23 protein-coding genes and 4 pseudogenes are annotated in these 25,050 nt (G+C 68.7%); 19 read left to right on the plus strand and 8 right to left on the minus strand.

The genetic code is table 11. The annotated features are described in order from the left end of the window. Positions 1 to 31 precede the first annotated feature (31 nt). Positions 32 to 313 carry a hypothetical protein gene (locus tag Q3Y56_RS22970; RefSeq protein ID WP_304463739.1) on the minus strand — a complete coding sequence of 94 codons (282 nt, stop codon included), beginning with the start codon at positions 311 to 313 and terminating at the stop codon, positions 32 to 34. A 343-nt stretch (positions 314 to 656) separates the two neighbouring features. Here Q3Y56_RS22970 and Q3Y56_RS22975 point away from each other — a divergent pair. The 7 genes and pseudogenes from Q3Y56_RS22975 to Q3Y56_RS23005 all read left to right on the plus strand — a co-directional run bounded on the left by Q3Y56_RS22975 (position 657) and on the right by Q3Y56_RS23005 (position 11,252). Beyond that, positions 657 to 2,743: pseudogene (locus tag Q3Y56_RS22975) on the plus strand (ABC transporter family substrate-binding protein). Positions 2,744 to 2,964: 221 nt separating this feature from the next. Next, the gene (gene typA, locus Q3Y56_RS22980; protein ID WP_304463740.1) at positions 2,965 to 4,872 is read left to right on the plus strand and encodes a translational GTPase TypA; all 1,908 of its coding nucleotides are present in this window, start codon (positions 2,965 to 2,967) and stop codon (positions 4,870 to 4,872) included. Between the two features lie 467 nt (positions 4,873 to 5,339). After that, a complete protein-coding gene (locus Q3Y56_RS22985) occupies positions 5,340 to 6,992 on the plus strand; it encodes an ABC transporter substrate-binding protein (protein ID WP_304463741.1) in 1,653 nt (550 codons plus the stop codon). 145 nt (positions 6,993 to 7,137) lie between these two features. Further along, positions 7,138 to 8,064, plus strand: coding sequence for an ABC transporter permease (locus Q3Y56_RS22990; RefSeq protein ID WP_304463742.1), 927 nt, complete (start codon positions 7,138 to 7,140; stop codon positions 8,062 to 8,064). After that, positions 8,057 to 9,040, plus strand: coding sequence for an ABC transporter permease (locus Q3Y56_RS22995; RefSeq protein ID WP_304463743.1), 984 nt, complete (start codon positions 8,057 to 8,059; stop codon positions 9,038 to 9,040). The genes Q3Y56_RS22990 and Q3Y56_RS22995 overlap by 8 nt, the downstream gene beginning before the upstream one ends. Positions 9,041 to 9,052: 12 nt before the next feature. Next, complete coding sequence (locus Q3Y56_RS23000) at positions 9,053 to 10,111, plus strand: ABC transporter ATP-binding protein (protein WP_304463744.1); 1,059 nt, start codon at positions 9,053 to 9,055, stop codon at positions 10,109 to 10,111. Beyond that, positions 10,104 to 11,252, plus strand: coding sequence for an ABC transporter ATP-binding protein (locus Q3Y56_RS23005; protein WP_304463745.1), 1,149 nt, complete (start codon positions 10,104 to 10,106; stop codon positions 11,250 to 11,252). Before Q3Y56_RS23000 ends, Q3Y56_RS23005 begins: the two co-directional genes overlap by 8 nt. 84 nt (positions 11,253 to 11,336) lie before the next feature. Here the strand turns inward: Q3Y56_RS23005 and Q3Y56_RS23010 are convergent, their stop codons facing one another. The 3 genes from Q3Y56_RS23010 to Q3Y56_RS23020 all read right to left on the minus strand — a co-directional run bounded on the left by Q3Y56_RS23010 (position 11,337) and on the right by Q3Y56_RS23020 (position 12,472). Continuing rightward, positions 11,337 to 11,612: a hypothetical protein gene (locus tag Q3Y56_RS23010; protein WP_304463746.1), complete on the minus strand. Its 276-nt coding sequence runs from the start codon at positions 11,610 to 11,612 to the stop codon at positions 11,337 to 11,339. Beyond that, on the minus strand, positions 11,609 to 11,758 hold the full coding sequence (locus Q3Y56_RS23015; protein WP_304463747.1) for a hypothetical protein: 150 nt from the start codon (positions 11,756 to 11,758) through the stop codon (positions 11,609 to 11,611). Before Q3Y56_RS23015 ends, Q3Y56_RS23010 begins: the two co-directional genes overlap by 4 nt. Before the next feature lie 297 nt (positions 11,759 to 12,055). Next, positions 12,056 to 12,472, minus strand: coding sequence for an ATP-binding protein (locus Q3Y56_RS23020; protein WP_369696863.1), 417 nt, complete (start codon positions 12,470 to 12,472; stop codon positions 12,056 to 12,058). Between the two features lie 95 nt (positions 12,473 to 12,567). Between Q3Y56_RS23020 and Q3Y56_RS23025 the strand changes: the two genes are divergently transcribed. Both Q3Y56_RS23025 and Q3Y56_RS23030 read left to right on the plus strand, forming a co-directional pair. Further along, the gene (locus Q3Y56_RS23025) at positions 12,568 to 13,452 is read left to right on the plus strand and encodes a helix-turn-helix transcriptional regulator (protein WP_304463748.1); all 885 of its coding nucleotides are present in this window, start codon (positions 12,568 to 12,570) and stop codon (positions 13,450 to 13,452) included. Positions 13,453 to 13,462: 10 nt separating this feature from the next. Beyond that, positions 13,463 to 13,663 (plus strand): DUF397 domain-containing protein, encoded by a 201-nt coding sequence (locus tag Q3Y56_RS23030; protein ID WP_304463749.1) that lies wholly within the window; start codon positions 13,463 to 13,465, stop codon positions 13,661 to 13,663. 19 nt (positions 13,664 to 13,682) lie between these two features. Here Q3Y56_RS23030 and Q3Y56_RS23035 read toward each other — a convergent pair whose 3' ends face one another. After that, the gene (locus Q3Y56_RS23035; RefSeq protein WP_304463750.1) at positions 13,683 to 14,849 is read right to left on the minus strand and encodes a serine hydrolase domain-containing protein; all 1,167 of its coding nucleotides are present in this window, start codon (positions 14,847 to 14,849) and stop codon (positions 13,683 to 13,685) included. A 79-nt stretch (positions 14,850 to 14,928) separates the two neighbouring features. Then, positions 14,929 to 15,528: pseudogene (locus tag Q3Y56_RS23040) on the minus strand (hypothetical protein). 221 nt (positions 15,529 to 15,749) lie between these two features. On the opposite strand from Q3Y56_RS23040, the gene Q3Y56_RS23045 reads away from it, so the two are divergent. From Q3Y56_RS23045 to Q3Y56_RS33570, 8 genes and pseudogenes are all read left to right on the plus strand, one after another. Beyond that, positions 15,750 to 16,280 (plus strand): cupin domain-containing protein, encoded by a 531-nt coding sequence (locus Q3Y56_RS23045; RefSeq protein WP_304463751.1) that lies wholly within the window; start codon positions 15,750 to 15,752, stop codon positions 16,278 to 16,280. Between the two features lie 312 nt (positions 16,281 to 16,592). Beyond that, positions 16,593 to 18,197, plus strand: a complete 1,605-nt coding sequence (locus Q3Y56_RS23050; protein WP_304465745.1) for an ABC transporter substrate-binding protein — start codon at positions 16,593 to 16,595, stop codon at positions 18,195 to 18,197. A 4-nt stretch (positions 18,198 to 18,201) separates the two neighbouring features. Further along, a complete protein-coding gene (locus tag Q3Y56_RS23055) occupies positions 18,202 to 19,125 on the plus strand; it encodes an ABC transporter permease (RefSeq protein WP_304463752.1) in 924 nt (307 codons plus the stop codon). Positions 19,126 to 19,302: 177 nt separating this feature from the next. Further along, positions 19,303 to 20,214, plus strand: coding sequence for an ABC transporter permease (locus tag Q3Y56_RS23060; protein WP_304465746.1), 912 nt, complete (start codon positions 19,303 to 19,305; stop codon positions 20,212 to 20,214). An 11-nt stretch (positions 20,215 to 20,225) separates the two neighbouring features. Next, entirely contained in the window at positions 20,226 to 21,260 is a 1,035-nt protein-coding gene (locus Q3Y56_RS23065) for an ABC transporter ATP-binding protein (protein WP_304463753.1), read from the plus strand. After that, a pseudogene (locus Q3Y56_RS23070) lies at positions 21,250 to 22,272 on the plus strand (ABC transporter ATP-binding protein); the annotation flags it as partial. The gene Q3Y56_RS23065 and the pseudogene Q3Y56_RS23070, both read left to right, overlap by 11 nt. Before the next feature lie 108 nt (positions 22,273 to 22,380). Next, positions 22,381 to 22,641: a type II toxin-antitoxin system VapB family antitoxin gene (locus Q3Y56_RS23075; RefSeq protein WP_304465747.1), complete on the plus strand. Its 261-nt coding sequence runs from the start codon at positions 22,381 to 22,383 to the stop codon at positions 22,639 to 22,641. An 18-nt stretch (positions 22,642 to 22,659) separates the two neighbouring features. Beyond that, positions 22,660 to 22,752: pseudogene (locus tag Q3Y56_RS33570) on the plus strand (VapC toxin family PIN domain ribonuclease); the annotation flags it as partial. Between the two features lie 271 nt (positions 22,753 to 23,023). Here the strand turns inward: Q3Y56_RS33570 and Q3Y56_RS23080 are convergent. Both Q3Y56_RS23080 and Q3Y56_RS23085 read right to left on the minus strand, forming a co-directional pair. Continuing rightward, a complete protein-coding gene (locus Q3Y56_RS23080; protein WP_304463754.1) occupies positions 23,024 to 23,248 on the minus strand; it encodes a DUF397 domain-containing protein in 225 nt (74 codons plus the stop codon). Positions 23,249 to 23,250: 2 nt separating this feature from the next. Next, positions 23,251 to 24,075, minus strand: coding sequence for a helix-turn-helix transcriptional regulator (locus Q3Y56_RS23085; RefSeq protein ID WP_304463755.1), 825 nt, complete (start codon positions 24,073 to 24,075; stop codon positions 23,251 to 23,253). A gap of 168 nt (positions 24,076 to 24,243) precedes the next feature. Here Q3Y56_RS23085 and Q3Y56_RS23090 point away from each other — a divergent pair, with 168 nt between their 5' ends. Continuing rightward, positions 24,244 to 24,534: a hypothetical protein gene (locus tag Q3Y56_RS23090; RefSeq protein ID WP_304463756.1), complete on the plus strand. Its 291-nt coding sequence runs from the start codon at positions 24,244 to 24,246 to the stop codon at positions 24,532 to 24,534. Beyond that, positions 24,506 to 24,940 (plus strand): hypothetical protein, encoded by a 435-nt coding sequence (locus Q3Y56_RS23095; protein WP_304463757.1) that lies wholly within the window; start codon positions 24,506 to 24,508, stop codon positions 24,938 to 24,940. Before Q3Y56_RS23090 ends, Q3Y56_RS23095 begins: the two co-directional genes overlap by 29 nt. The last annotated feature ends 110 nt before the right edge of the window (positions 24,941 to 25,050 follow it).

Below are 25,050 nucleotides of genomic sequence, written 5' to 3' on the forward strand. Positions count from 1 at the left end.
CACAGAAGAGAACTGGGGTCCGGCTCCGGCGTTACGGGGCGCGCCGGTCCCGCGCGCCCAGCCCCTCGTCGTCCGCGTCCGCCCACAGCGCGCTGTCGTACGGCGTGTCGGGGATCGTCAGCAGCTCCCGGCGCGGCTTCTCGGCGGGCGCGGACTCGCGCAGCAGGGCGAGGCTCTCCCGCAGATGGTGGCTGTCGGAGCGGATCCGCTTGATATCCAGACCGCCGCCGACCTGCTGCTCCAGTCGGACGATCGCGCGGTCCAGGTCGTCGAGGCAGCGCTGAGCTGCCGTCAAGTCGTCGGTTACGGACATGGCTTGCCCTCACTTCTGCGGTAGCGCTTCTGCGGTTGCGGGCGGCGACGCTCATGCGACAGAGAGTGTCGCGCGGTGCCGTGGGGTTGGGAAGGGGATCTGTCGCGATTGCGGCAAGCACCGGACGGTACGCGCCGCCACGCGCCGGGGCGCGCGCGCCGAAGCCGGTTTCGTCCGTACGGAAGCCAGATTGGTCCGTCCAGGTGGCCTCGGTTCCGTCGCCGCCGTGTCGGCGTGCCGCCGGGTGAGCCATCGCTTTCAGTGTGGGGGCAGTATATGCGATCAGCGGCAAAAGTGGACAAAAGCGCACAAGTGTGTCATCGCGCACCCGGAGGTACGACCCATGCCCAACGCCACGCGACGCCGTACCGCGCTGCTCGCCGTGGGGGTGCTGCTCCCGGTGCCCGTACTCGCCGGATGCGGAGCCGACGAGCCCGACGCCAAGCCGGTGGCCGCCGTCCGGGACGTCGCGCCGGCCCCGCGCGCCAAGCTGCGCGACGGGGGGACGCTGCGCTGGGCGCTGGACGCCGCGCCCGCCACCTTCAACGCCTTCCAGGCCGACGCCGACGCCGGGACCGAGCGGATCACGGGCGCCGTGCTGCCCTCGCTGTTCACGCTCGACGGCCAGGGCAGGCCGCACCGCAACCCCGACTACCTGCGCTCCGCCGAGATCGTCCGGCGGGCGCCGAAGCAGGTCGTGGTCTACCGGCTGAACCCCGACGCGGTCTGGAGCGACGGCCGCCGGATCGGCGTGGCGGACTTCACCGCCCAGTGGAAGGCCCTGCGCGGCGCCGACAACCGGTTCTGGACCGCGCGCAACGCCGGGTACGACCGCATCGCGAAGATCGAGGCGGGCGGGAAGGAGGGCGAGGTCAAGGTCACCTTCGCCAAGCCGTACGCCGACTGGGCCTCGCTGTTCACCCCGCTGTACCCGCGCTCGGTCATGGGCAGCCCCACCGGCTTCAACGACCGGGCCCGCAAGGAGCTCAAGGTCACCGCCGGACCGTTCCGGATCCGGACCAAGGCCGCGAAGGCCGTCACCCTCGACCGGAACCCGCGCTGGTGGGGTGACCGGGCCCGGCTGGACCGCATCGCCTTCCAGGCCGTCCCGCGCGACCGGCGCGCCGCCGCCCTCGCCGCAGGCCGGCTGGACCTGGCCGAGACCGACGCGGCCACCGCCGCCCGGATCCTGGAGGCGGGCGGCGCAGGGGACCAGGACTCCGGCCGGAAGTCCGCGGCCGCGCTGCGCGCCTGGGCCGGGCGGAACGGCTCCCCGAGCATGCGCGCCGAGTACGCCAAGGAGCGCGACGAGCTCGCGGCGCTGCGCAGGCTGACCGTACGCAAGGCGCTGGAGCCCGCGTACACCCAGCTCGCCCTCAACGGCACCGAAGGGCCGCTCGCCGACGAGCGCGTCCGCCGCGCCGTGGCGGGCGCCATCGACCGCGAGAAACTGGCGAAGGCGGTGCTGGCGCCCCTGGGCCTGCCCCCGAGCCGCTCGGCAGCCATCTGCTGATGCGGACGCAGACCGGCTACCGCGACGGCAGCGGCGCCTTGGGCGACCGGAACCCGCAGGCCGCGCAGGCGGCACTCGCCGAGGCGGGCTGGCAGGAGGGCGGCACGAAGCCGATCCCGGACGCGGAACGCCGCCGGCAGGCGAAGTCGGAGGCCAAGCGGGAGGCGAAGCCGGAGGCCGGGCAGCAGGCCGGAGCGGAAGCGAAGCATGAGGCCGGGCAGGAGGCCGGGCAGCGGCAGGAAGCCGGCCGGGCTCCGGAAACCGGGCGGCACCCGGCAGCCGGGCCGCACGCGGAGGCCAAGCACCGCCCCGCCGCCGGACAGGGCCCGGACTCCGACGCGGCCCGCGAGCGCACCGGGCAGGCGGGTCCGCGGGAGACCCCCGTCCGCATCAAGAACGGCAAGCCGCTGACCCTGCGCTTCGTCCTGCCCGACGGCCCCGGTTCGGCCCCGCTGCGCGCCGTCGGCGACCGCATCGCGCGGATGCTGGCGGAGATCGGCGTCGGCACGGAGATCGTCAAGGTCCGGAACGCCAGCTACTTCAGCGACCACATCGCCGCCGGCGAGTTCGACCTGGCCCTGTACTCCTGGCCCGCCACCGCGTTCCCGGCCACCGACGCCCGCCCCGTCTACGCCAAGCCGCAGCCCGCGGCCGACGGCTCCCTGGTGGTGGAGCAGAACTACAGCCGGGTCGGTACGGACCAGATCGACCAGCTCTTCGAGAAGGCGGCCGCCGAGCTGGACGAGGGCGCGGCGCGCGGCCTCGTCGGCAGCGCGGACGCCAGGATCTGGGCGGCGGCGGGCTCCATCCCGCTCTACCAGCGCCCCGAGCTGGTCGCGGCGAAGAAGTCCCTGGCCAACGCGGGCGCCTTCGGCTTCGGAACCCCCCGCTACCAGGACATCGGCTTCCGCAAGTAGCCCCTCGCAGCCGTCCCTCGTAGCCGTCTTCATGGCCCCTGACCAGCGCAGACGGGGAACGGCGGACCGGCAGGTCACCGAGGTCACATCCGCCGGGCGAACCACTCGCCCGGCGGCCCCGTACCATGGGGTGAGGCCGTGGCGTGTCCAGCCCGGCAGGGCCCGCGTACGAGGCAACGTACGCGCAAGCCGTCCACTATCCCGGGAGAAGCGCCGCTCGTATGCCCACGCGCCACGACATCCGCAATGTCGCCATCGTCGCCCACGTCGACCACGGCAAGACGACCATCGTCGACGCCATGCTCAAGCAGGCCGGTGCCTTCGCCGCCCACCAGCTGGAGTCCGTCGACGACCGCGTCATGGACTCCAACGACCTGGAGCGTGAGAAGGGCATCACGATCCTCGCCAAGAACACGGCGGTGAAGTACCACCCCAAGGACGGCGGGGACCCGATCACGATCAACATCATCGACACCCCCGGCCACGCCGACTTCGGCGGCGAGGTCGAGCGCGGTCTGTCGATGGTCGACGCGGTCGTGCTGCTCGTCGACGCCTCCGAGGGCCCGCTGCCGCAGACCCGCTTCGTGCTCCGCAAGGCCCTGCAGGCCCGGATGCCGGTCATCTTGTGCATCAACAAGACCGACCGCCCGGACTCGCGTATCGACGAGGTCGTCAACGAGACGTACGACCTCTTCCTCGACCTGGACGCGGACGAGGAGCAGATCGAGTTCCCGATCGTCTACGCCTGCGGCCGCGACGGCATCGCCTCGCTCACCAAGCCGGAGGACGGCACGGTTCCGGGCGACTCGACCGACCTGGAGCCGTTCTTCTCCACCATCCTGGAGCACGTGCCGGCCCCGACGTACGAGGAGGACGCGCCGCTCCAGGCCCACGTCACCAACCTCGACGCCGACAACTTCCTCGGCCGCATCGCGCTGCTCCGCGTCGAGCAGGGCGAGCTCAAGAAGGGCCAGACGGTCGCGTGGATCAAGCGCGACGGCTCGGTCCAGAGCGTCCGCATCTCCGAGCTGATGATGACCGAGGCGCTCACCCGCAAGCCGGCCGAGAAGGCCGGTCCGGGCGACATCTGCGCGGTCGCCGGCATCCCGGACATCATGATCGGCGAGACGCTGGCCGACCCGGAGAACCCGGTCCCGCTGCCGCTGATCACCGTCGACGAGCCGGCCATCTCGATGACCATCGGTACGAACACCTCCCCGCTGGTCGGCCGCGGCGGCACCGGCAAGGGCGCGGACGCCAAGGCCGCGGTCAAGGACCGCAAGGTCACCGCGCGCCAGGTCAAGGACCGTCTGGACCGCGAGCTGATCGGTAACGTCTCGCTGCGCGTCCTGGACACCGAGCGCCCCGACGCCTGGGAGGTGCAGGGCCGCGGCGAGCTGGCCCTGGCGATCCTGGTCGAGACGATGCGCCGGGAGGGCTACGAGCTCACCGTCGGCAAGCCGCAGGTCGTCACCAAGGACGTCGACGGCAAGGTCTACGAGCCGGTCGAGCGCATGACCATCGACGTGCCCGAGGAGCACATGGGCGCCGTCACGCAGCTCATGGGTGTCCGCAAGGGCCGCATGGACAACATGTCGAACCACGGCTCCGGCTGGGTCCGCATGGAGTTCGTCGTCCCGTCCCGCGGCCTCATCGGCTTCCGCACGGAGTTCCTGACCAGCACCCGCGGCACGGGTATCGCCCACTCCATCCACGAGGGCCACGAGCCCTGGTTCGGCACCCTGACGACCCGTAACAACGGCTCGCTCGTCGCCGACCGTTCCGGCGCCGTCACCGCCTTCGCGATGACCAACCTGCAGGAGCGCGGCGTGCTCTTCGTGGAGCCGGGCACCGAGGTGTACGAGGGCATGATCGTCGGTGAGAACTCGCGCGCCGACGACATGGACGTGAACATCACCAAGGAGAAGAAGCTGACGAACATGCGGTCCTCGACCGCTGACGTCGCCGAATCGATCGTCCCGCCGCGCAAGCTGTCGCTGGAGCAGTCCCTCGAGTTCTGCCGTGACGACGAGTGCGTCGAGGTCACCCCGGAGGCGGTCCGCATCCGCAAGGTGAACCTGGACCAGCGGGAGCGGGCGCGCGCCGCCTCGCGGGCGAAGCACGGCTGATGCCTTAAGTCGGCGAGGCGCCGCCTGACCTTGCCTCGCCGGCCTGCTACGTAGCGCGACGGCCCGGACTTCTCCGATTCCAGCGGAGGGTCCGGGCCTTCGTCATGTCAGGAAACTGCCAGTCAATCGGATATTCACGAACGACCGTCCGCATACCGGCGAGCCGCATCCGGATGATGCGTTAACAGTCCGTTTCGCGTGCGTCTGTCTGGGGCGGCTTTGTCCGGATATCGACGCTCCGCGCGTAGATGATGTGACCAAAGCGAGACTCTTTAAGTGTGGTTTATGGGCCTGAGGTGCTCAATCATGGGGTCCATTGAGCTCGGGTCAATGGGTCACGCGCTGTGGGGAGCGCTGGCCTACGAGCGAACTCGGGGGGTACCTGGTCTTCGCCGCTGTCAGGGGTGTCAGCGTGTTGCCCGGTGCCTCCTTCTCGTAGTGACAGTGACTCCTGAGGAGGCAAACCCATGCGCGGTGCCAAGAGCGCCAAGTGGGTCGCGATGGCTGCGGTTGTGGCGCTGGCCGCGACCGCTTGTGGCGGCGACGACAGCGGCAGCGGAAACAGCGACGCGGACATCAACAAGGGCACGGCGAACCCGGAGGGGATCGTCAAGGCCCAGCTGAGCGAGCCGCAGCACCCGCTGCAGCCGGCCAACGCCAAGGAAAGCCAGGGCTCCCGTGTCCTGCGCACCATCTTCGCGGGTCTGGTCGACTACGAGCCCAACAGCCCTGACGCCAAGCTGGTGAACGTCAACGCGGAGTCGGTCACGCCGAACAAGGACTCCTCGGTCTGGACGGTCAAGCTCAAGAAGGGCTGGAAGTTCCACGACGGCACCCCGGTCACCGCCAAGTCCTACGTGGACTCCTGGAACTGGTCGGCCAACGTCAAGAACGCCCAGACCAACTCCAGCTGGTTCTCCGACATCAAGGGCTACGAGGACGTCCACCCGGAGAAGGGTGACCCGAAGTCCGACAAGATGTCCGGCCTGAAGGTCGTCAACGACAACGAGTTCACGATCACGCTCAACAGCTCGGTGTCGTACTTCGCGTACAAGCTGGCCTACGACGTGTGGGCGCCGCTGCCGGCGGGCTTCTTCAAGGACCCCAAGGGCTACGGTGAGAAGCCGGTCGGAAACGGTCCCTACGAGTTCAAGTCGTGGGACCACAACAAGCGGCTCGAGGTCCGCAAGTTCGACGGCTACCAGGGTCCGAACAAGGCCAAGAACGGCGGCATCGACTTCATCAACTACACGAAGGCCGAAGCCGCCTACGCCGACCTGCGCTCGAACAACGTGGACTGGATCGAGCTGGTCCCGTCGACCTCGCTCGCCAACTACAAGCAGGACCTCGGCGCCCGCGCCATCGACCAGGAGTACTCCGCGGTCCAGTCGATCGTCCCGGCCTTCTACACCAAGCAGTGGAAGGACATCGACCCCAAGGTCATCCAGGGCCTGTCGATGGCGATCAACCGTGAGGTCATCACCAAGACCGTGCTGCACGGCTCCCGCACCCCGGCGGACAGCTTCGTCGCCCGCGGCGTGCTGGGCCACAAGGCCGGCGCCCTCGGCGACATCGTCAAGTACGACCCGGCCAAGGCCAAGGAGCTCATCAAGCAGGGCGGCGGCGTCCCGGAGAACAAGATCTCCATCCAGTACAACGCCGACCTGGACCACAAGCCGTGGGTCGACGCCGTCTGCAACAGCATCAAGCAGGCCGTGAACGTGGACTGCGTCGGCGACCCGAAGCCGACCTTCCAGGCCGACCTCGACGCCCGTGACAAGCACCAGGTCAAGTCCATGTACCGCGGTGGCTGGGTGCTCGACTACCCGGTCAACTCCAACTTCATGCGTGACCTGTACGGCTCCAAGGCCGCCGGTAACACCAGCGGTTACGCCAACGAGAAGTTCGACGAGCTCGCGGCCAAGGCCGACAAGGCTCCCACGCTCGACGAGACGGTGAAGCTCTACCAGGAGGCGGAGCAGATCCTGGTCAAGGACATGCCGGCCATCCCGCTCTGGTACTACAAGGTCAACAGCGGTCAGTCCACCAAGATCCTCGGGAAGATCCCGTACGGTCAGGACGGCGACCCGATCTTCGACCAGGTCCAGGTGAAGAAGTAAGCATCGGGACAGCTTGCCGGTGCCGCCGTTCCGGACAACGGACGGCGGCACCGGCTCGCGGGCGTAGGTCCGTACCGCCGCGCGCCCACCCTTGATGCGCGGATCGTACGCAGGCCGCCGCCGCCCCCAACGGCATGGAGGCATGATGGGGCGCTACGTCGTCAGGCGACTGCTCCAGATGATCCCGGTGTTCATCGGGACCACTCTGTTGATTTTCCTCATGGTCAATATTCTCCCCGGCGATCCCATCAAGGCGATGTGGGGAGACAAGGCGCCGGACCCGGCCACGGTCGCGAGGCTGCGCCACGAATACGGGCTCGACCAACCCGTGCTGCAGCAGTATTGGGACTACATGGTCCGACTCTTCCAGGGCGATTTCGGTAAGACCTTCGGTGGCCGCCCGGTCATCGAGGAGATCAACCAGGCGTTCCCGACCACCCTGCGGCTGACCGGGGTCGCGCTCGCCATCGAGATCGTCGTCGGCATCGGCCTGGGTGCCTGGGCCGGGCTCAAGGCGGGCAAGGCCGTCGACACCGGCGTGCTGGTCTTCACGCTCATCGTCATCTCGATCCCGGTGTTCGTCCTCGGCTACCTCGCCCAGTTCCTCTTCGCCGACGAACTCGGCTGGGTGTCGCCGAACGTCCAGGACTCCACGGACTTCAGTCAGTTGCTGGTGCCGGGCTTTGTGCTGGCCCTGCTCTCCATGGCGTACGTGGCACGGCTGACCCGTACCACTTTCGCGGAGAACCTGCGGGCCGACTACATGCGCACCGCGCTCGCCAAGGGCCTGCCGCGCCGCCGCATCGTCGGCGTCCACCTGCTGCGGAACTCGCTCATTCCGGTGATCACTTTCCTCGGCGCCGACCTCGGCAGCCTGCTGGGCGGCGCGGTCGTCACCGAGGGCATCTTCAACGTCAAGGGTGTGGGCTACGTCCTCTACCGGGCGCTCCAGGGCAAGGAGGGCACCACGATCGTCGGTGTCGTCACGATCCTTGTCCTCATCATCCTGGTGATCAACCTGCTCATCGACCTGCTGTACGCGGTCCTGGACCCGAGGATCCGGTATGCATAGCCACACTGGGGCAAACCCGCAGAGCGCGAGCAACGCCGCTGTGGCGGAGTCGAAGACACCCAAGCCTGTCGCCACCGGCCCCGTCACGGGCGGGAAGAAGGAGCGTCCGGAGAAGGTCCGCTCCCTGTGGGGCGACGCCTGGTACGACCTGCGCCACCGGCCGATGTTCTGGATCTCGGCGGCGCTGCTGGCACTGCTGCTGACGATCGCGGCGTTCCCCGGCCTGTTCACCGACGCCGACCCCACCAAGGGCGATCTGACCAACCACTTCCTGACGAAGCCGGAGCTGTCGCACTTCTTCCAGGCCGACTGGTTCGGCTATGACGGGCAGGGCCGATCCATCTACTCCCGGGTCATCTACGGCACCCGGGCCTCGATCCTCGTCGGCGTCGGCGTGACCGTGGTGGTCACCCTCTTCGGCGGACTGGTCGGCATGCTCGCCGGGTACTTCGGCGGCTGGTTCGACGCGGTCCTCTCCCGGATCACGGACATCTTCTTCGGCATTCCGTTCCTGCTCGGCACCATGGTGGCGCTCAACGCCTTCACGGAGCGCAAGGTGTACACGGTGGTGCTGGCCCTGGCCTTCCTCGGCTGGACCTCCATCGCCCGCGTGACGCGCAGCTCCGTCATCACCGCCAAGCAGGCGGACTATGTGACGGCGGCCCGCGCACTGGGTGCCGGCACCGGCCGGATCCTGTGGCGCCACGTCCTGCCCAACGCGATCGCGCCCACCATCGTGGTGGCGACCATCGCGCTGGGTGCGTACATCTCGGCCGAAGCCACCCTGTCCTACCTGGGCATGGGCCTGGCGGCGCCGACGATCTCCTGGGGTATCGACATCTCCGATGCCCAGACGGCGATCCGCGACAACCCGCACGTCCTGATGTTCCCGGCCGGAATGCTGAGCCTCACCGTGTTCGCGTTCATCATGCTCGGCGACGCCGTCCGCGACGCCCTCGACCCGAAGCTGCGCTGAGGAGGGCGTTAAGTGACCACCATCGAGAAGACCAAGTCGGTCCCGGCGCCGCGCTCCGGCGACGACGGCGGCACCCCGCTGCTGGAAGTCCGCGATCTGCACGTGGAGTTCCACACCCGCGACGGCGTTGCCAAGGCCGTCAACGGCGTCAACTACGACGTCAGCGCCGGTGAGACGCTCGCCGTCCTCGGCGAGTCGGGCTCCGGCAAGTCGGTGACCGCGCAGGCGATCATGGGCATCCTGGACATGCCGCCCGGCAGGATCCCGCAGGGCCAGATCCTCTACCGCGGCCAGGACATGCTCACCATGAGCAACGAGGAGCGGCGGAAGATCCGCGGCCGGAAGATCGCGATGATCTTCCAGGACGCGCTGTCCGCCCTCAACCCGGTGCTCTCCGTCGGCTACCAGCTCGGCGAGATGTTCCGCGTCCACCAGGGCCTCTCCAAGAAGGAGGCCAAGGCCAAGGCCATCGAGCTGATGGACCGGGTGCGTATCCCGGCGGCGAAGGAGCGGGTGGGGGACTATCCGCACCAGTTCTCGGGCGGTATGCGGCAGCGGATCATGATCGCCATGGCGATGGCGCTGGAGCCGGACCTGATCATCGCCGACGAGCCGACCACGGCCCTTGACGTGACGGTCCAGGCCCAGGTGATGGACCTCCTCGCGGAGCTCCAGCGCGAGTTCAACATGGGCTTGATCCTGATCACCCACGACCTGGGCGTGGTGGCCGACGTCGCGGACAAGATCGCGGTGATGTACGCGGGCCGGATCGTGGAGACCGCCCCGGTGCACGAGCTGTACAAGCGGCCCGCGCACCCGTACACCCGCGGCCTGCTCGACTCCATCCCGCGCCTGGACCAGAAGGGCCAGGAGCTGTACGCGATCAAGGGCCTGCCGCCCAACCTGCTCAAGATCCCGTCGGGCTGCGCGTTCAACCCGCGCTGCCCCAAGGCCCAGGACATCTGCTTTACCGATGTGCCGGTCCTGCACGCGGTCACCGAGCAGGACGGCACCGAGCTGCCGGGCCGCGGCAGCGCGTGCCACCTTTGGAAGGAGACGATCCATGGCTGACGAGAACAAGAGCATGAAGGCCGTGGAGGACGCGACTCCGAACGTGACCAAGGTCGAGGAGGTGGCGGCGGCCACCACCGAGGAGGCGGTCGCGGCGATCGAGGCGCCCGTCGAACGCGGTGAGCCGATCCTCCAGGTCCGCAATCTGGTCAAGCACTTCCCGCTGACCCAGGGCATCCTCTTCAAGCGGCAGGTCGGCGCGGTCAAGGCCGTCGACGGGGTCTCCTTCGACCTGTACCAGGGCGAGACCCTGGGCATCGTGGGCGAGTCCGGCTGCGGCAAGTCCACCGTCGCCAAGCTGCTGATGACGCTGGAGAAGGCCACCGCCGGTGAGGTCTTCTACAAGGGCCAGGACATCACCAGGCTGTCCGGGCGCGCGTTGAAGGCGGTCCGCCGCAACATTCAGATGGTGTTCCAGGACCCGTACACGTCGCTGAACCCGCGGATGACGGTGGGCGACATCATCGGGGAGCCGTTCGAGATCCACCCGGAGGTGGCTCCGAAGGGCGACCGGCGCCGCAAGGTCCAGGACCTCCTGGACGTGGTCGGCCTGAACCCGGAGTACATCAACCGGTACCCGCACCAGTTCTCGGGCGGCCAGCGGCAGCGGATCGGTATCGCGCGCGGCCTGGCGCTGAACCCGGAGATCATCATCTGCGACGAGCCGGTCTCGGCCCTGGACGTGTCGGTCCAGGCCCAGGTCATCAACCTGATGGAGAAGCTGCAGGACGAGTTCAACCTCTCCTACCTCTTCATCGCCCACGACCTGTCCATCGTCCGGCACATCTCGGACCGCGTCGGCGTCATGTACCTCGGCAAGATGGCCGAGATCGGCACCGACGTCGAGATCTACGACCACCCGACGCACCCCTACACCCAGGCGCTGCTGTCGGCGGTCCCGGTCCCGGACCCGGACTCCCGCGAGGGCCGCGAGCGGATCATCCTCTCCGGCGACGTCCCCAGCCCCGCCAACCCGCCGTCGGGCTGCCGCTTCCGCACCCGCTGCTGGAAGGCGGAGGACAAGTGCGCCAAGGAGACGCCGCTGCTGGCGATACCCGAGCGCTTCCAGGGCACGGACTCGCTGGCGGCGCACGAGTCGGCGTGCCACTTCGCGGAGGAAAAGGACGTCGTCCACGCGTGACGCTGCCCCCCTGAGGGTTAGCCGAACGAGGGCGCCCCGTCCCATGGTGACCATGGGACGGGGCGCCCTCTGCGTTGTGCCCGATCAGCCCGCTGGGGTGTCCGGCCAGTGCTGAACGCGGATGATGAAGATCGTCGACAGCCGGCGATGCTCCTGATACCAGACGATCAGTCTGCCTTCCGCGTGGTCGAGGAGCCGCGAGACTCCCGATTCGTGGAGCGGCGGATCGCCGAGGTACTTCACCGAGGCCGCGTCGGCGAGGCGTTGCGCGAGTCGCTCCACGTCGTGCTTGATCTGAGGGTCCAGACCGCCGACGACATTCTCAGCGTCGGGCAGGTACTCCCACGTCCAGTCGTTCACTCCGCGACCTCGCGGCGGGCCGCGTCCAGCAGCTCCCCGATCTCGGCGGCGGCGCTTCGGGCGGCTTCGCGGCTCTCGGCCTCGGCGACTGCCCGCTCCAGCTCTTGCAGTCGCTCAGCCCGTCGGGGAAAGCGCCGCAGCGCCACGAAGACCCCCAGCGATGCAGAAAGGTGTGCATCGGAACGGTGCTGTCGGTCTGAACAGCTTCCTGCCAAGCATCGTGAAACTCGGCTTCGAAGCGCACGGACGCGCTCAGATCCAGGGTGCGAACGGCGACTCTCAGCGCCTGTTCCGTCAGCGGCGGCATGGGGAACAGCGGCTCGTCGTCGTGCTGGGAGTGCTCTATGGGCTGGGTGCTCACGACGCTGTCTCCTCTGGCGTGTGCTGTACGTAGTCCACAGGCGGTCATGGCCGCTGAACGATGACCAGTCTGCCGCACGGCCTCACTCCGCCGGGTGCGGCTTGGCCGACATGGTGAACCAGACGGCCTTGCCGTTGGGGTACCGGTCGATGCCCCAGTCGTCGGCGCACGTTTCCACCAGCGTCAGCCCGCGTCCGCTCTCGTCGCCGTCCCGGGCCGCGCGCGGCTCCGGCAGCCCGGGTCCGGTGTCCCATACGGCGACACGGAGGTCGGGTGGCTCGGGCTCCCACTCCATGCTGATGTACGCGTGGGTCGTGGCGCTGCGGTACGCGTTGGTCGCCAGCTCGGAGACGAGCAGTTCGGCGGTGTCGGTGATGCAGGTGAGGCGTGCAGCCTTGAGGATGCTGCGGATGGTGGCTCTGACGACGCCGATCGCGCGGGGTCGTGGGGGATGAACAGTCCGTAGGACCAGGCTTCTTCGGGCATGCGCATGTGGCAGCCTCCAGTGAGTACCTTATGTGACTGGTGCCGCACCCAAGGTAGCGAGTAGCGTTGCTTATTAACAACCTATTGCCGCGAAAGAGGAGGGGGACTATGGGGCTCCGGGCCAATCCCACGTATCGTCAGCGCCGCTTTGGGGCGGAGGTTCGAAAGATGCGCGAACGTGCGGGGCTTGGCGTCGGCGAGAGCGCTGCGGTGATGGGCATGCAGCAGGCTCACATCAGCAGCGTCGAGGCTGGGCGTACCAGCCTGTCGCCGGAGCGACTACGAACTCTCGCCGCCGCCGGAGGTAGTGAAGACGCCACCTATATCGACGCGCTCATCGAGTTGGGACAGGCGAAGGGCAAGGGGTGGTGGAGCGCATACCGGGGCCAGATCAGGCCGTCGCTGCTTGACATCGCCGAACTTGAGGCAGGAGCGGAGCGCATTGTGAGTTACGAGTCGACGTTCGTCCCCGTTCTGCTCCAGACTCAGGCGTACGCGACAGCTGCCTTCCGGCGCGGCTACGCTCGCGTGTCACCCGAAGAGCAAGACCTTGACATCGAGTTCCGCATGCGGCGGCAGGACGCCCTCACCGGTGAGAATCCGCCCCGGTTCCACGCGATCATCCACGAAGCCGCGCTCCACGTGACCTTGGGAAACCCAGAGGTCATGCGCGATCAGCTGTTGCGGCTGATCGAGGCGTCCAGGCTGCCGAACGTGACGATTCAGATTCTGCCGTTCGACGGCCCGTTGCCGTTCGGCACGCCCTTCACGCTGGTTGAGCCAACAGTGCCTGAACTTGGCACCGTCAGTGTGCCTCACATCGAGCAGTCGCTGAACCTTGGTGACGAGGACTCACTGGCCCGGTACAACGAATGGTTCGCTAGCCTGAGCGAAACGGCCTTGCCTCCGGTGGATGCCGCCGTCCAGCCTGAGGCGCACCTGACGAAGGACTCGCTGGGGCTGCTCCAGCGGCTCCTGTACCCCTTGCTCTAGGAAGGCGCGGATGTCTCAGTTCACCTGGCAGAAGTCCAGTTTCAGCGAACCGGGGTCCGACCAGTGCGTCGAGGTCGCCGCCGGTCCCACCGGTACGACCCACCTCCGCGAGAGCGACGACCCCGCCATCGTCATCCGAACCAACCCCGCCGCCCTCCGCGCGCTCATGCGCGCCGTCAAGCGCGGGGAGTTCGACCACCTCGCCGGGTGACGTGGCGGCGGTTCGGCCGTTACCCGAGTGCCACCGCCTCCATGACCGCTGCGGCCAAGCGGTGGTTCTCCGGGGCGCCGCCGCCTCCGCCGACGGCGAAGCGGCGGCGCGTGTAGCTGTACGCGACGCCGCTGCCCGGATCGGCGAAGGACTGGGCGCCGACCGCGCCGCTGTGGCCGAAGGCGTCCGCGCCCAGGAACGGGTACCGCACGCCCTGTGCCTCGAAGCCGAGCGCGAAGTGGTCCCGCTCGCCGGTGACCAGGTCGGTGCCCGGGGTCTGGACCTTGGCGAACTCGGCGATGGTGTCGGGCCGCAGCAGCGGGGCCCTTCCGCCCACCTCGCTGATGGCCGCCGCGTACATCGCGGCCAATCCGCGCGCGTTCCCCACGCCGCCGGAGGAGGTGGGGCCGAGCGCCCGGACCGCACGGGTGTTGGCGAACTCCACCAGGTCGGTGGGCGGGGTGGCGTTGAGGTTGAAGGCTATCCCGGTGAGGCTGCCCGGGGCGGGCGCGGAGGCCGCGAGCCCGGCCTGCTGCTCCGGCGTGGGACGCATCGGCAGCACGTCCACATAGCGGGGCTCCAGCGCCTCGGGCAGGCCCAGGTGGAAGTCCAGCCCGTACGGCGCCCGGATCCGCTCCTCGTACAGCTCCTGGATCGACCGTCCGGTGGCCCGGCGCACCACCTCGCCGGTGAGGGCGCCGATCACGAAGGCGTGGTAGCCGTATGCCGTGCCCGGTCGCCAGAACGGACGCTGGCCCGCGAGCCGTTCGGCGAGCAGCCGGTCGTCGGCCAGCTCGGCCGCGCTGAACCCGCCGTCCACCCCGATCACGCCGGAGCGGTGCGCGAGCAGGTCCCGCAAGGTCACCTCGTCCTTCCCCTCGGCGGCGAACTCCGGCCAGTAGGCGGCGACGGTCCGGTCCAGGTCGAGCACACCGTCCTGCACCAGCAGCGCCACGACCAGGTGCGCCGCGCCCTTGGCGGAGGAGTAGAGGCCGTGCAGCGAGTCGCCCGACACGCCGTCCCCGCCCCACAGGTCGACCACCTGCCGACCGTTCACATACGCCGCGAGCTGGGCACCGGGCTCCGTCCCCGCGGCCGCCTCCTCGGCGAGCACCGCCGCGAACTCCTCGCGCACCCCTTCGAACCCCGCCGCGACGGTGCCCTGCACACCGGTCTCGTTCGACATCCCCACCCCCGTGGTCGTTCGCCGTACGCCCGTCCCAACGCGCGCGACGCCACGGGCATTCCCGGCCGTCTTCCGGCGCTCACGCCGCCACAGGCAGCCTCTCGGCCGCGCGACGACGCTTGCCATAGGCGATGGTCAGCGCGGCCAGCAACGGCCCCCACAGGATGAGCGGCGCGTAGCAGAAATAGAACCAAGCCGCCTCCCAGCCCCCGGCCTGGCCCGGGGAGTCGGCCGGTAGGTCGTCCCCCGGATCGTCGTGCCCCTGATCTCGGACGCGATAGCCAGGAGAGTGAACAGGAGCGTGAGGATCGTGGCCCCGATGGCGGCCGGGATGACCGCCGCTTTCGTCGCGACCCGGCGGCCGCCCAGGAACGGAACCCAGCGCGGGAACACCTCGCCCCACCGCGCGATCAGGCCGATCGCGGTGAACGCGAGGCATTCGGACAGGATCGACAGCCAGACGACGTACGCCCGCTCACCGAGCCCGATGCCGTCGTCGAACGCGGCCGGGAACCGCCAGATGCTGGACGGAAGGACGGGGGAACGGCACGGTGTAGGCGACGAGTTGCATCCGTCGGGACACTCCGGCAACGGGCTCGTGGGCCGCCCGCCACGCGGCCCGGAGCCGTCCGGGGCGGGTGGCGGCAGTGGGTTCTGCGACGTGCGGGAGCGGCTGCATGTGCGGTCCTCGGCTTCGGTGGTCTGGCGGCTGGCCCCGTCCGGTGATGACCATCGCAGGGAACGGTGCCGCCGGGCATCGCTCCGCGGGCTGAACCCGGATCGCCGTACGGCTGATGTTGCGGTGCGACCGAAGGATGACGGCAGGGCGCCGCGGTCACCGATCGGTGACTTCGATCACCTCGGCGGATCAGGCGTACCCGCGGCCTGTCAAGATGCGGCATGACCAACCAACAGCCCGAAACCCCCCGCCCGTTGCTGCGCCGACCCGAAGACGGCGAACTCATCGACGTGGCGGGAGTGGCGCACTTCTTCCGGCTGACCGCCGAGCACACCGAGGGCCGCTTCTCCTTCGAGGAGTTCACCCTGGCACCCGGCATCGTCGGCGCGCGACCGCACATCCACCACGCCCATGACGAGTACTTCTACGTCCTGGAAGGCGAGTTGACCCTGCACGACGGCGACGGGGAGGTGACGGTGGGCCCCGGGAACCTGATGTCCGCCGTGCGCGGGACGCCGCACGGCTTCCGTAACGCCGGTACCGAGACGGTCCGCGCCCTGTGCCTCTACACCCCCGCCGGCTACGAGGGCTACTTCCGCGAGGTGCACGCCGCCGTCGCCGCCGGTGCCGAGGTGACGGACGAACTCCTCGCCGAGTTCCGCGGGCGTTTCCAGACCACGTCGCACGAGACCACGTCGCATGAGGCCACTTCGCACGAGACCACTTCGGAGGAGGCCGCCTCGCACGGCTGACGGAACGGCCGACAGGCCTACCTCCCGGCGGCGGGGCGCGCATGCCGCCATCCGGGCCCCGCGCCGCTCGTTCGGGCGAACCGCACTCCACGCATACGGGCGGTTTATTGGCCGAATACGTGCAAATGGGCGGGTCGGAAAGACGGCTTCCGTCATTGTTTGGGTGTCATCTGGGTCTCTGCCGGAGCTTCGACCCTGAGGAGGCACTCCATGCGCGCAGGCACGCGTACAGCCGAGCGGGCCACGCCTACGGCTACGCGTACGGCCACGCCCACGGCGCGTACGGCCACGCGCACCCGCGCCCCGCGCGCCATGTGGGCCGCCTGCGCCGTGGCGGTGGTCGCCCTCGCGGCCGCGGCCTGCGGGGGCGGTGCCAGCGCGGGCGCCGGGGACGGGATCGTCCGCTCCTCGTGGGGCGACCCGCAGAACCCGCTGGAGCCGGCCAACACCAACGAGGTCCAGGGCGGCAAGGTCCTCGACATGGTCTTCCGCGGGCTCAAGCGGTACGACCCGAAGACCGGCGCGGCCCAGGACATGCTCGCCGAGAAGATCGAGACCACCGATCAGCAGAACTACACCGTCACCATCAAGGACGGCTGGACGTTCAGCAACGGCGAGAAGGTCACGGCCAAGTCCTTCGTGGACGCCTGGAACTACGGCGCGAACATCGACAACAAGCAGAAGAACGCCTACTTCTTCGAGTACATCAAGGGGTACGACAAGGTCCACCCGACCCAGGGCCGACCGACCGCGAAGACGCTTGAGGGACTCGCGGTCAAGGACGACCGGACCTTCACGGTCGCGCTCAAGCAGAAGTTCTCGACCTGGCCGGAGACCCTCGGCTACAACGCGTTCGCGCCGCTGCCCCGGGCGTTCTTCACCGACCACGCCGCGTGGGTGAGGAAGCCCGTCGGCAACGGCCCGTACCAGGTCGACTCGTACACCCGTGGCTCGGTGATGAAGCTCCGCAGGTGGGACGGGTACCACGGCCCCGACAAGGCCCGGAACAACGGCGTCGACCTGCGTGTCTACACCGACAACAACACCGCCTACACCGACCTCCAGTCCGGCAACCTCGACCTGGCGGACGACATCCCCGCCGCCCAGCTGAAGAACGTGCGCAGCGACCTGGGCGACCGCTACATCAACCAGCCGGCGGGCATCATCCAGACCCTGGCCTTCCCGTTCTACGACAGGAAATGGAGCGGGCCGGACTCCGCCAAGCTGCGCACGGGCATCTCCCGGGCCATCAACCGCAAGCAGATCACCGAGCAGATCTTCGAGAAGACCCGCACCCCCGCCACCGACTGGACCTCCCCCGTCCTGGGCGACGACGGCGGCTACAGGTCCGGGCTGTGCGGCGGCGCCTGCGCCTACGACCCCAAGGCAGCCAAGAAGCTGATCGCCGAGGCCGGCGGCCTGCCCGGCGGCAGGATGACGATCACGTACAACTCCGACAGCGGCTCCCACAAGGACTGGGTCGACGCGGTCTGCAACAGCATCAACAACGCGCTCGGCAAGGACAACGCCTGTGTCGGCAACCCGGTCGGCACCTTCGCGGACTACCGCAACCAGATCTCCGACCGGCGGATGAAGGGCCCCTTCCGGGCCGGCTGGCAGATGGACTATCCGCTGATCCAGAACTTCCTCCAGCCGCTGTACTACACCAACGCCTCGTCGAACGACGGGCACTGGAGCGACAGGACGTTCGACGACCTGGTGGACAGGGCGAACGCGGAATCCGACCCGGCCAAGGCGGTGACCGGCTTCCAGGATGCGGAGAAGGTCCTCGCCCGGCAGATGGCCGCCGTCCCGCTGTGGTACCAGAACGGCAGCGCGGGCTACTCCGAGCGGCTCAGCGACGTCGCGCTGAACCAGTTCAGCGTCCCCGTCTACGACAAGATCAAGGTCAGCTGACCGCATGGGCCGCTATGTGATCCGGCGGCTGCTCCAGATGATCCCGGTCTTCATCGGGAGCACCTTCCTGATCTTCTTCATGGTGTACGCCCTGGGGGACCCGGTCGCCGCGCTCTTCGGCGACCGGGCCCCCGACCCGGCCACCGCCGCCCGGATCCGCAAGGAGCTGTACCTCGACGAGCCCCTGTGGCGGCAGTACGGGCACTACATGGGGCTGATCTTCCAGGGCGACTTCGGCACCGCCTTCAACGGCGAGCCCGTCACCGAGCTGATGCGGACCTCGTTCCCCGTCACCCTCCGGCTCACGATCGTCGCGGTCCTCTTCGAGATCGCCGTGGGCATCACCCTCGGCGTCTTCAGCGGAATGCGCCGCGGCCGCGCCCTGGACACCTCCGTCCTGCTGCTCACCCTGGTGGTCGTCTCCATCCCGACCTTCGTCAGCGGCTACGTGCTCCAGTACCTGTTCGGGGTCAAGTGGGACTGGGTGAACCCGTCCGTCTCCCCCGAGGCGCCCTTCGACGAGCTCCTGCTGCCGGGCATCGTGCTGGGGCTGACCTCGCTCGCGTACACCGCCCGCCTCACCCGTACCTCCGTCGCCGAGAACACCCGCGCCGACTACGTGCGCACCGCGCTCGCCAAGGGCCTGCCGCGCCACCGGATCGTCACCCGGCACCTGCTGCGCAACTCCCTCATCCCGGTGGTCACCTACATCGGCACCGACATCGGCGCGCTGATGGGCGGCGCCATCGTCACCGAGCGGATCTTCAACATCCACGGTGTGGGATTCCAGCTCTACCAGGGCATCCTGCGGCAGAACTCGCCGACGGTCGTCGGCTTCGTCACCATCCTGGTGATCGTCTTCCTGATGGCGAACCTCCTCGTCGACCTCCTGTACGCCGTGCTCGACCCGAGGATCCGCTATGTCTGAGCGTCCGTACGACGACCACGAGGCCGTCGCCCCGACCGGGGCGGCAGCGCCGACCTGGCCACCGGGGAAGCGGAGACGCTGGACCGCGGCCTGGCCCGCGCCCACGGCTCCGCCCTCGCCCACGGCCCGGCCCGCGCCCCAGGCCCGGAACGGGCCATCCAGGACCCGGAACCGGCCATCCAGGACCCGGAACGGGCCGTCCAGGACCCGGAACGGGCCAATCAGGGTCCGGAACCGGCCGCCAAGGCGCGCAGCTTGTGGTCCGACGCCTGGCACGACCTGATCCGCAACCCCGTCTTCGACATCGCCGCCCTCATCATCGTCTTCCTGATCGTCATCGCCATCTGGCCGGAGGCCATCGCCGGCGGCAACCCGACCAAGTGCGACCTGGGCAAGGCCCAGGAGGGCTCCCAGCCCGGCCACCCCTTCGGCTTCGACACCCAGGGCTGCGACGTCTACACCCGCGTGGTCTACGGCGCCCGCGCCTCCATCCAGGTCGGCATCTTCGCCACCGCGGGCGCGGCGGCCCTCGGCAGCGTGCTCGGCGGCCTCGCCGGCTTCTTCGGCGGCTGGTGGGACGCCCTGCTCTCGCGCATCGCCGACGTCTTCTTCGGCATCCCGATCGTCCTCGGCGGCCTGGTCTTCCTCTCCGTGGTCACCAGCGGCTCGGTCTGGCCGGTCGTCGGGTTCATCGTGCTGCTCGGCTGGCCGCAGATCTCCCGTATCGCCCGCGGCTCGGTCGTCACCGCCAAGCAGAACGACTACGTCCAGGCCGCCCGCGCGCTCGGCGCCGGCAACACCCGGATGCTGCTGCGGCACATCGCGCCCAACGCCGTCGCCCCCGTCGTCGTGGTCGCCACCATCGCGCTCGGCACGTACATCGCGCTGGAGGCGACCTTGTCCTTCCTCGGCGTCGGACTGAAACCGCCCACCGTCTCCTGGGGGATCGACATCTCCTCGGCCTCCACCCACATCCGCAACGCCCCGCACATGCTGCTGTGGCCGGCGGGCGCGCTGAGCGTCACGGTGCTGGCGTTCATCATGCTCGGCGACGCGGTGCGCGACGCCCTCGACCCCAAGCTGCGCTGAGGAGGCGGCAGATGACCACGTCTCCGGAATCCGCGCAGGGCCGGGGCACGCTGCTGGAGGTGCAGGACCTACGGGTGGAGTTCCGCACCCGCGACGGCGTGGCGAAGGCCGTCAACGGCGTGACGTACAGCGTCGACGCGGGCGAGACCCTCGCGGTGCTGGGCGAGTCCGGCTCCGGCAAGTCCGTGACCGCGCAGGCCGTCATGGGCATCCTGGACTCCCCGCCCGGCTCCGTCACCGGCGGCCGGATCCTCTTCCAGGGCCGGGACCTGCTCCGCGCCTCCGCCGACGAGCGCCGCAAGGTGCGCGGCGCGAAGATGGCGATGATCTTCCAGGACGCGCTGTCCGCCCTCAACCCGGTGATGCCGGTCGGCGCCCAGCTGGCCGAGATGTTCCAGGTGCACCGGGGCCTGGGCCGCAAGGAGTCGCGTGTCAGGGCAGTCGAGCTGATGGACCGCGTCCGTATGCCGGCGGCGAAGGAGCGGGTGGGGGACTATCCGCACCAGTTCTCGGGCGGTATGCGGCAGCGCATCATGATCGCCATGGCGATGGCGCTGGAGCCGGACCTGATCATCGCCGACGAGCCGACCACGGCCCTGGACGTGACGGTCCAGGCGCAGGTGATGGACCTCCTCGCGGAGCTCCAGCGCGAGTTCAACATGGGCTTGATCCTGATCACCCACGACCTGGGCGTGGTGGCCGACGTCGCGGACAAGATCGCGGTGATGTACGCGGGCCGGATCGTGGAGACCGCCCCGGTGCACGAGCTGTACAAGCGGCCCGCGCACCCGTACACCCGCGGCCTGCTCGACTCCATCCCGCGCGTCGACCAGAAGGGCCATGACCTCTACGCGATCAAGGGCCTGCCGCCCAACCTCATGGCCATCCCGCCCGGCTGCCCCTTCAACCCGCGCTGCCCGCGCGCCCAGGACGTCTGCCGTACGGACCGCCCGCCGCTCTACCCGGTGGCGGAGGACGACGGCACGGAACTGCCCGGCCGGACCAGTGCCTGCCACTTCTGGAAGGACGAACTCCATGCGCGGTGAGGCGATCTTGGAGGTCCGCGACCTGGCCAAGCTCTACCCGCTCACGCAGGGCATCGTGTTCAAGCGGCAGGTCGGCGCGGTACGGGCGGTCGACACGGTCTCCTTTGACCTCGCCCGCGGCGAGACGCTCGGCATCGTGGGCGAATCGGGCTGCGGAAAGTCGACGGTGGCGAAGACGCTGGTGCACCTGGAGGAGCCGACGGCGGGCACGATCCGCTACAAGGGCGAGGACATCACGAGACTGTCGGGCAAGGCATTGAAGGCGGTTCGCCGCAACATCCAGATGGTGTTCCAGGACCCGTACACGTCGCTGAACCCGCGGATGACGGTGGGCGACATCATCGGCGAGCCGTACGAGATCCACTCGGAGGTGGCCCCGAAGGGCGACCGGCGCCGCAAGGTCCAGGACCTCCTGGACGTGGTCGGCCTCAACCCCGAGTACATCAACCGCTATCCGCACCAGTTCTCGGGCGGCCAGCGGCAGCGGATCGGTATCGCGCGCGGCCTGGCGCTGAACCCGGAGATCATCATCTGCGACGAGCCGGTCTCGGCCCTGGACGTCTCGGTCCAGGCCCAGGTCATCAACCTGATGGAGAAACTCCAGAACGAATTCGACCTCTCCTACGTCTTCATCGCGCACGACCTGTCGGTGGTCCGGCACATCTCGGACCGGGTCGCGGTGATGTACCTGGGCCGCTTCGCCGAGATCGGCACGGACACCCAGATCTACGAGCACCCCACCCACCCCTACACCCAGGCCCTCCTCTCCGCGGTCCCGGTCCCGGACCCGACCGCCCGCGACCACCGCGAACGCATCCTGCTGACAGGCGACGTCCCGAGCCCGGCCAACCCCCCGTCGGGCTGCCGCTTCCGCACCCGCTGCTGGAAGGCCCAGCCGAAGTGCGCGGCGGAGGTCCCGCTACTGGCGGTCCCGGAGTGGCTGCGAGGGGAGGGCCCGGCGGCGCATCCGTCGGCGTGCCATTTCGCGGAGGAGCGGGGGGTGGTGCCGGCGGGGGCGACGAGCCGGGCGCCGGGCAGAGCCGCGTGTAGGCGGACCACCGCGTATACAGCGGTTCGTGTATATCGATATAGGTCGACGCACATATCGAGGGGGGTCCCTGTGAGCCGCACCGTTATCGACCTCGATGACGAGGCCCTGGAGGCAGCCGCCCGAGAGCTCGGAACCACAACGAAACGTGACACTGTCAACACGGCGCTACGGGAGATCACGGCCCGCTATCGGCGGCTGCGCGCTCTGGAGGAATCCCGTCAACTGGTTGCCGACGGAGCCCTGGACATCGACATCTTCCTGGACAAGAGGAAGTACCGCGGCGGTGTAAGCCAGGCGGAGCCCGCTGTCGACTCGGGAGCCGATGAGTGACCGTCGCCGACTACCTCGGCCGGTCTCACGCTGCTCCACTACGACCGGGACTTCGAGACGATCGCCAGGCAGACGGGGCAGCCGATCCGCATGATCGGCCTGCGGTCGTAGGCGGCTCTTCCGCTTCGGCGCAGGAGTCACCCGATGCCGTTCAGGGCTGAGACGGCGCAGCCGAGCAAACTGATGGAGCCGATGATCGTCACCAGGACCCACCTGGGAACATCTCGCCTAGTAACGGGAGCGGGCTCAGGAGCCCGCTCCGGCAGCGGCGAGGCGGAAGTGGAGGAACTGGTGAGGCGCTCTGTCTGCATGGCAGGAAGCTATGACGCCAGGCGCGAGTGGGACATCCGTTCGGTAGCGGGGAACGGGTAAGTACGGATGCTCAGGCGCCGGGGAACTCGCCACGCCTGATGGCCGATATGAACGACGACCAGCTGTCGGCGGAGAAGACGAGCGCCGGGCCGTGGGGGTCCTTGCTGTCGCGGACGGGGACGACGCCGTGGGCGTGGGTGAGGTCGCGGGAGAACTCGACGCATTGCCCGCCGCTGCCGTCGCTGTAGGACGACTTGACCCACACGGCGGCGGCGAGATCTACGTCGGCTCTCATGCTCAGTACTCCTTCAGCATGGTCTTGATCAGGGCTACTGACTCAGCCGGGGACAATGCGTGTGCTCTGAGCAGATCGTAGTCATCCTCGGCGGCGGCGACCGTCTCGGCGAGGTCGTGCATCCTTCCCCCTACCCGAGTCTCCGTGTACAGCACCGATGGGGAGTCCGTGAAGCGCAGCACAGTGAAGGGCTTCATGTGAGGGGTCGGAGCACCGACCGAGAATGGCATCACCTGAAGCCCGATGTGCGGCGACGCGGCTGCCGTTAGCAGGTACTCAAGCTGCTCGGCCATGACCTCAGCACCACCCACGACCGTCCGCAGACAGGCTTCGTGGAGGATGGCCCACAGCAGCGGCGGAGTGCCGCGCTCGAACACCTCACGCCGCCGCAGGCGCGCGGCCACCTTGCCCTCGATCGCCTCTGCGCTGGCCCTGGGGTTGGACACACGGAAGATGGACCGCGCATAGCCCTCCGTCTGCAGAAGGCCCATCACGACGTCTGCCGAGTAGTCGAGAATGCGCCATGCCTTCCGCTCCAGCTCCAGGTACGGAGCGAACCACGACGGATGGTCGCCGTCATCGATCCTCCGTAGCAACCCGGCGAATAACTCCCCAGTCCCGAAACCGGTGTCGCAGCCCTTGGCGAACTTCTCACTGGGCTTGTTCGGCAGCTTTCCGGCCTCAACCCGGCTGACGTACGCCTCGGAGTAGCCCGTCGCTCTGCCCAGGTGCTTCTGCGTGAGCTTGCGTGCGAGACGTACCTGCTTGACGTCGCGCCCGAAGCGCTGGAGGGGGTTCAAGTGCTGGGTTGGGGTGGTCTCGTCCAACGCTGTGACCTCCGGTGATGTGGTCCCGGCCAGCATCAACGGCAGCCAACCGAGTTGCTGGCTGTCGTTTAAGTAGCCCTATTCTATGCCGAGTTGCGTTGCTCTGGTGACTAAATGACTACGCCCGGTACTCACCCGAGGCGATCAGGCACCAGACAGGAGGCCCCGTTGGACTCACAGAAGGGCGCCCAGAGCCCACCGTTCCAACTCGGCGACCGCGTACGCGGCATGTCGTACGTCGCTCCGGACCGACTCCGATGGGAGCGGCCCGAACCGTTCGAAGGCGTCGTGGTCCAGATCGGCAGCGGCTGGGCTGGAGTCGACGCGGACCACGCGTACGTCTGGTCGCGTCTCGACGACCACACCGAACACAAGTCGCTGGTGACCGAGACGGAACTGGTACAGCGAGCAGAGACGGAGGAGCGCCACGATGGACCACGCCATCATCAAGGGCGCTGAGTGGGTCCTGATCCCGGAAACCGGCGAAGGCGCCCCGGAAGCGATCTACGGCGCGCAATGCATCCCATGTGGTCGAGAACGCTGGTCGGACAACGACCCGCGGCCGGTCGGCGTCTGGGCCATCGACCACACCCGCACAGACCCCACGCACTGCCAGTACCTCATGACCACCCACAAGCACTGGCGCGTCGCCCCGAACCCCTCCAGCCAGGCGACGCCCGTACCTCCCACCCCACCCCGAGCCACACCGCAGCCCCGTCGCACATGCCACGCCCGCCCACGCCCCCGGCTGACGGGCCTCAAACGCATCACCACCAAGGCGGCCCGCTTCGTGGGCCTGGCCTGCCTCGTCGCACTGTCCGTCGCTTGCGGCTTCGCCGCCGGGGTGCTGATCGCCACGGCCTGAGCGCGGCCCGCCTGGGAGTCTGACTGGCCTCGCCGACCTGAGTACGCGTACTCAGGCACATGCTCAAAGTCCCTCTATATGCTCACCGTTGTTTTGCCGTCGCGGATCAC

It is taken from the genome of Streptomyces sp. XD-27 (genome assembly GCF_030553055.1).
Lineage (GTDB): Bacteria > Actinomycetota > Actinomycetes > Streptomycetales > Streptomycetaceae > Streptomyces.

Bases quoted from the DNA above. Each gene is read 5' to 3' on its own strand.
- Q3Y56_RS22970 (WP_304463739.1), bottom strand. From the start codon at position 313: ATGTCCGTAACCGACGACTTGACGGCAGCTCAGCGCTGCCTCGACGAC.
- typA (WP_304463740.1), top strand. From the start codon at position 2,965: ATGCCCACGCGCCACGACATCCGCAATGTCGCCATCGTCGCCCACGTC.
- Q3Y56_RS22985 (WP_304463741.1), top strand. From the start codon at position 5,340: ATGCGCGGTGCCAAGAGCGCCAAGTGGGTCGCGATGGCTGCGGTTGTG.
- Q3Y56_RS22990 (WP_304463742.1), top strand. From the start codon at position 7,138: ATGGGGCGCTACGTCGTCAGGCGACTGCTCCAGATGATCCCGGTGTTC.
- Q3Y56_RS22995 (WP_304463743.1), top strand. From the start codon at position 8,057: ATGCATAGCCACACTGGGGCAAACCCGCAGAGCGCGAGCAACGCCGCT.
- Q3Y56_RS23005 (WP_304463745.1), top strand. From the start codon at position 10,104: ATGGCTGACGAGAACAAGAGCATGAAGGCCGTGGAGGACGCGACTCCG.
- Q3Y56_RS23025 (WP_304463748.1), top strand. From the start codon at position 12,568: ATGGGGCTCCGGGCCAATCCCACGTATCGTCAGCGCCGCTTTGGGGCG.
- Q3Y56_RS23030 (WP_304463749.1), top strand. From the start codon at position 13,463: ATGTCTCAGTTCACCTGGCAGAAGTCCAGTTTCAGCGAACCGGGGTCC.
- Q3Y56_RS23035 (WP_304463750.1), bottom strand. From the start codon at position 14,849: ATGTCGAACGAGACCGGTGTGCAGGGCACCGTCGCGGCGGGGTTCGAA.
- Q3Y56_RS23045 (WP_304463751.1), top strand. From the start codon at position 15,750: ATGACCAACCAACAGCCCGAAACCCCCCGCCCGTTGCTGCGCCGACCC.
- Q3Y56_RS23050 (WP_304465745.1), top strand. From the start codon at position 16,593: ATGTGGGCCGCCTGCGCCGTGGCGGTGGTCGCCCTCGCGGCCGCGGCC.
- Q3Y56_RS23055 (WP_304463752.1), top strand. From the start codon at position 18,202: ATGGGCCGCTATGTGATCCGGCGGCTGCTCCAGATGATCCCGGTCTTC.
- Q3Y56_RS23065 (WP_304463753.1), top strand. From the start codon at position 20,226: ATGACCACGTCTCCGGAATCCGCGCAGGGCCGGGGCACGCTGCTGGAG.
- Q3Y56_RS23080 (WP_304463754.1), bottom strand. From the start codon at position 23,248: ATGAGAGCCGACGTAGATCTCGCCGCCGCCGTGTGGGTCAAGTCGTCC.
- Q3Y56_RS23095 (WP_304463757.1), top strand. From the start codon at position 24,506: ATGGACCACGCCATCATCAAGGGCGCTGAGTGGGTCCTGATCCCGGAA.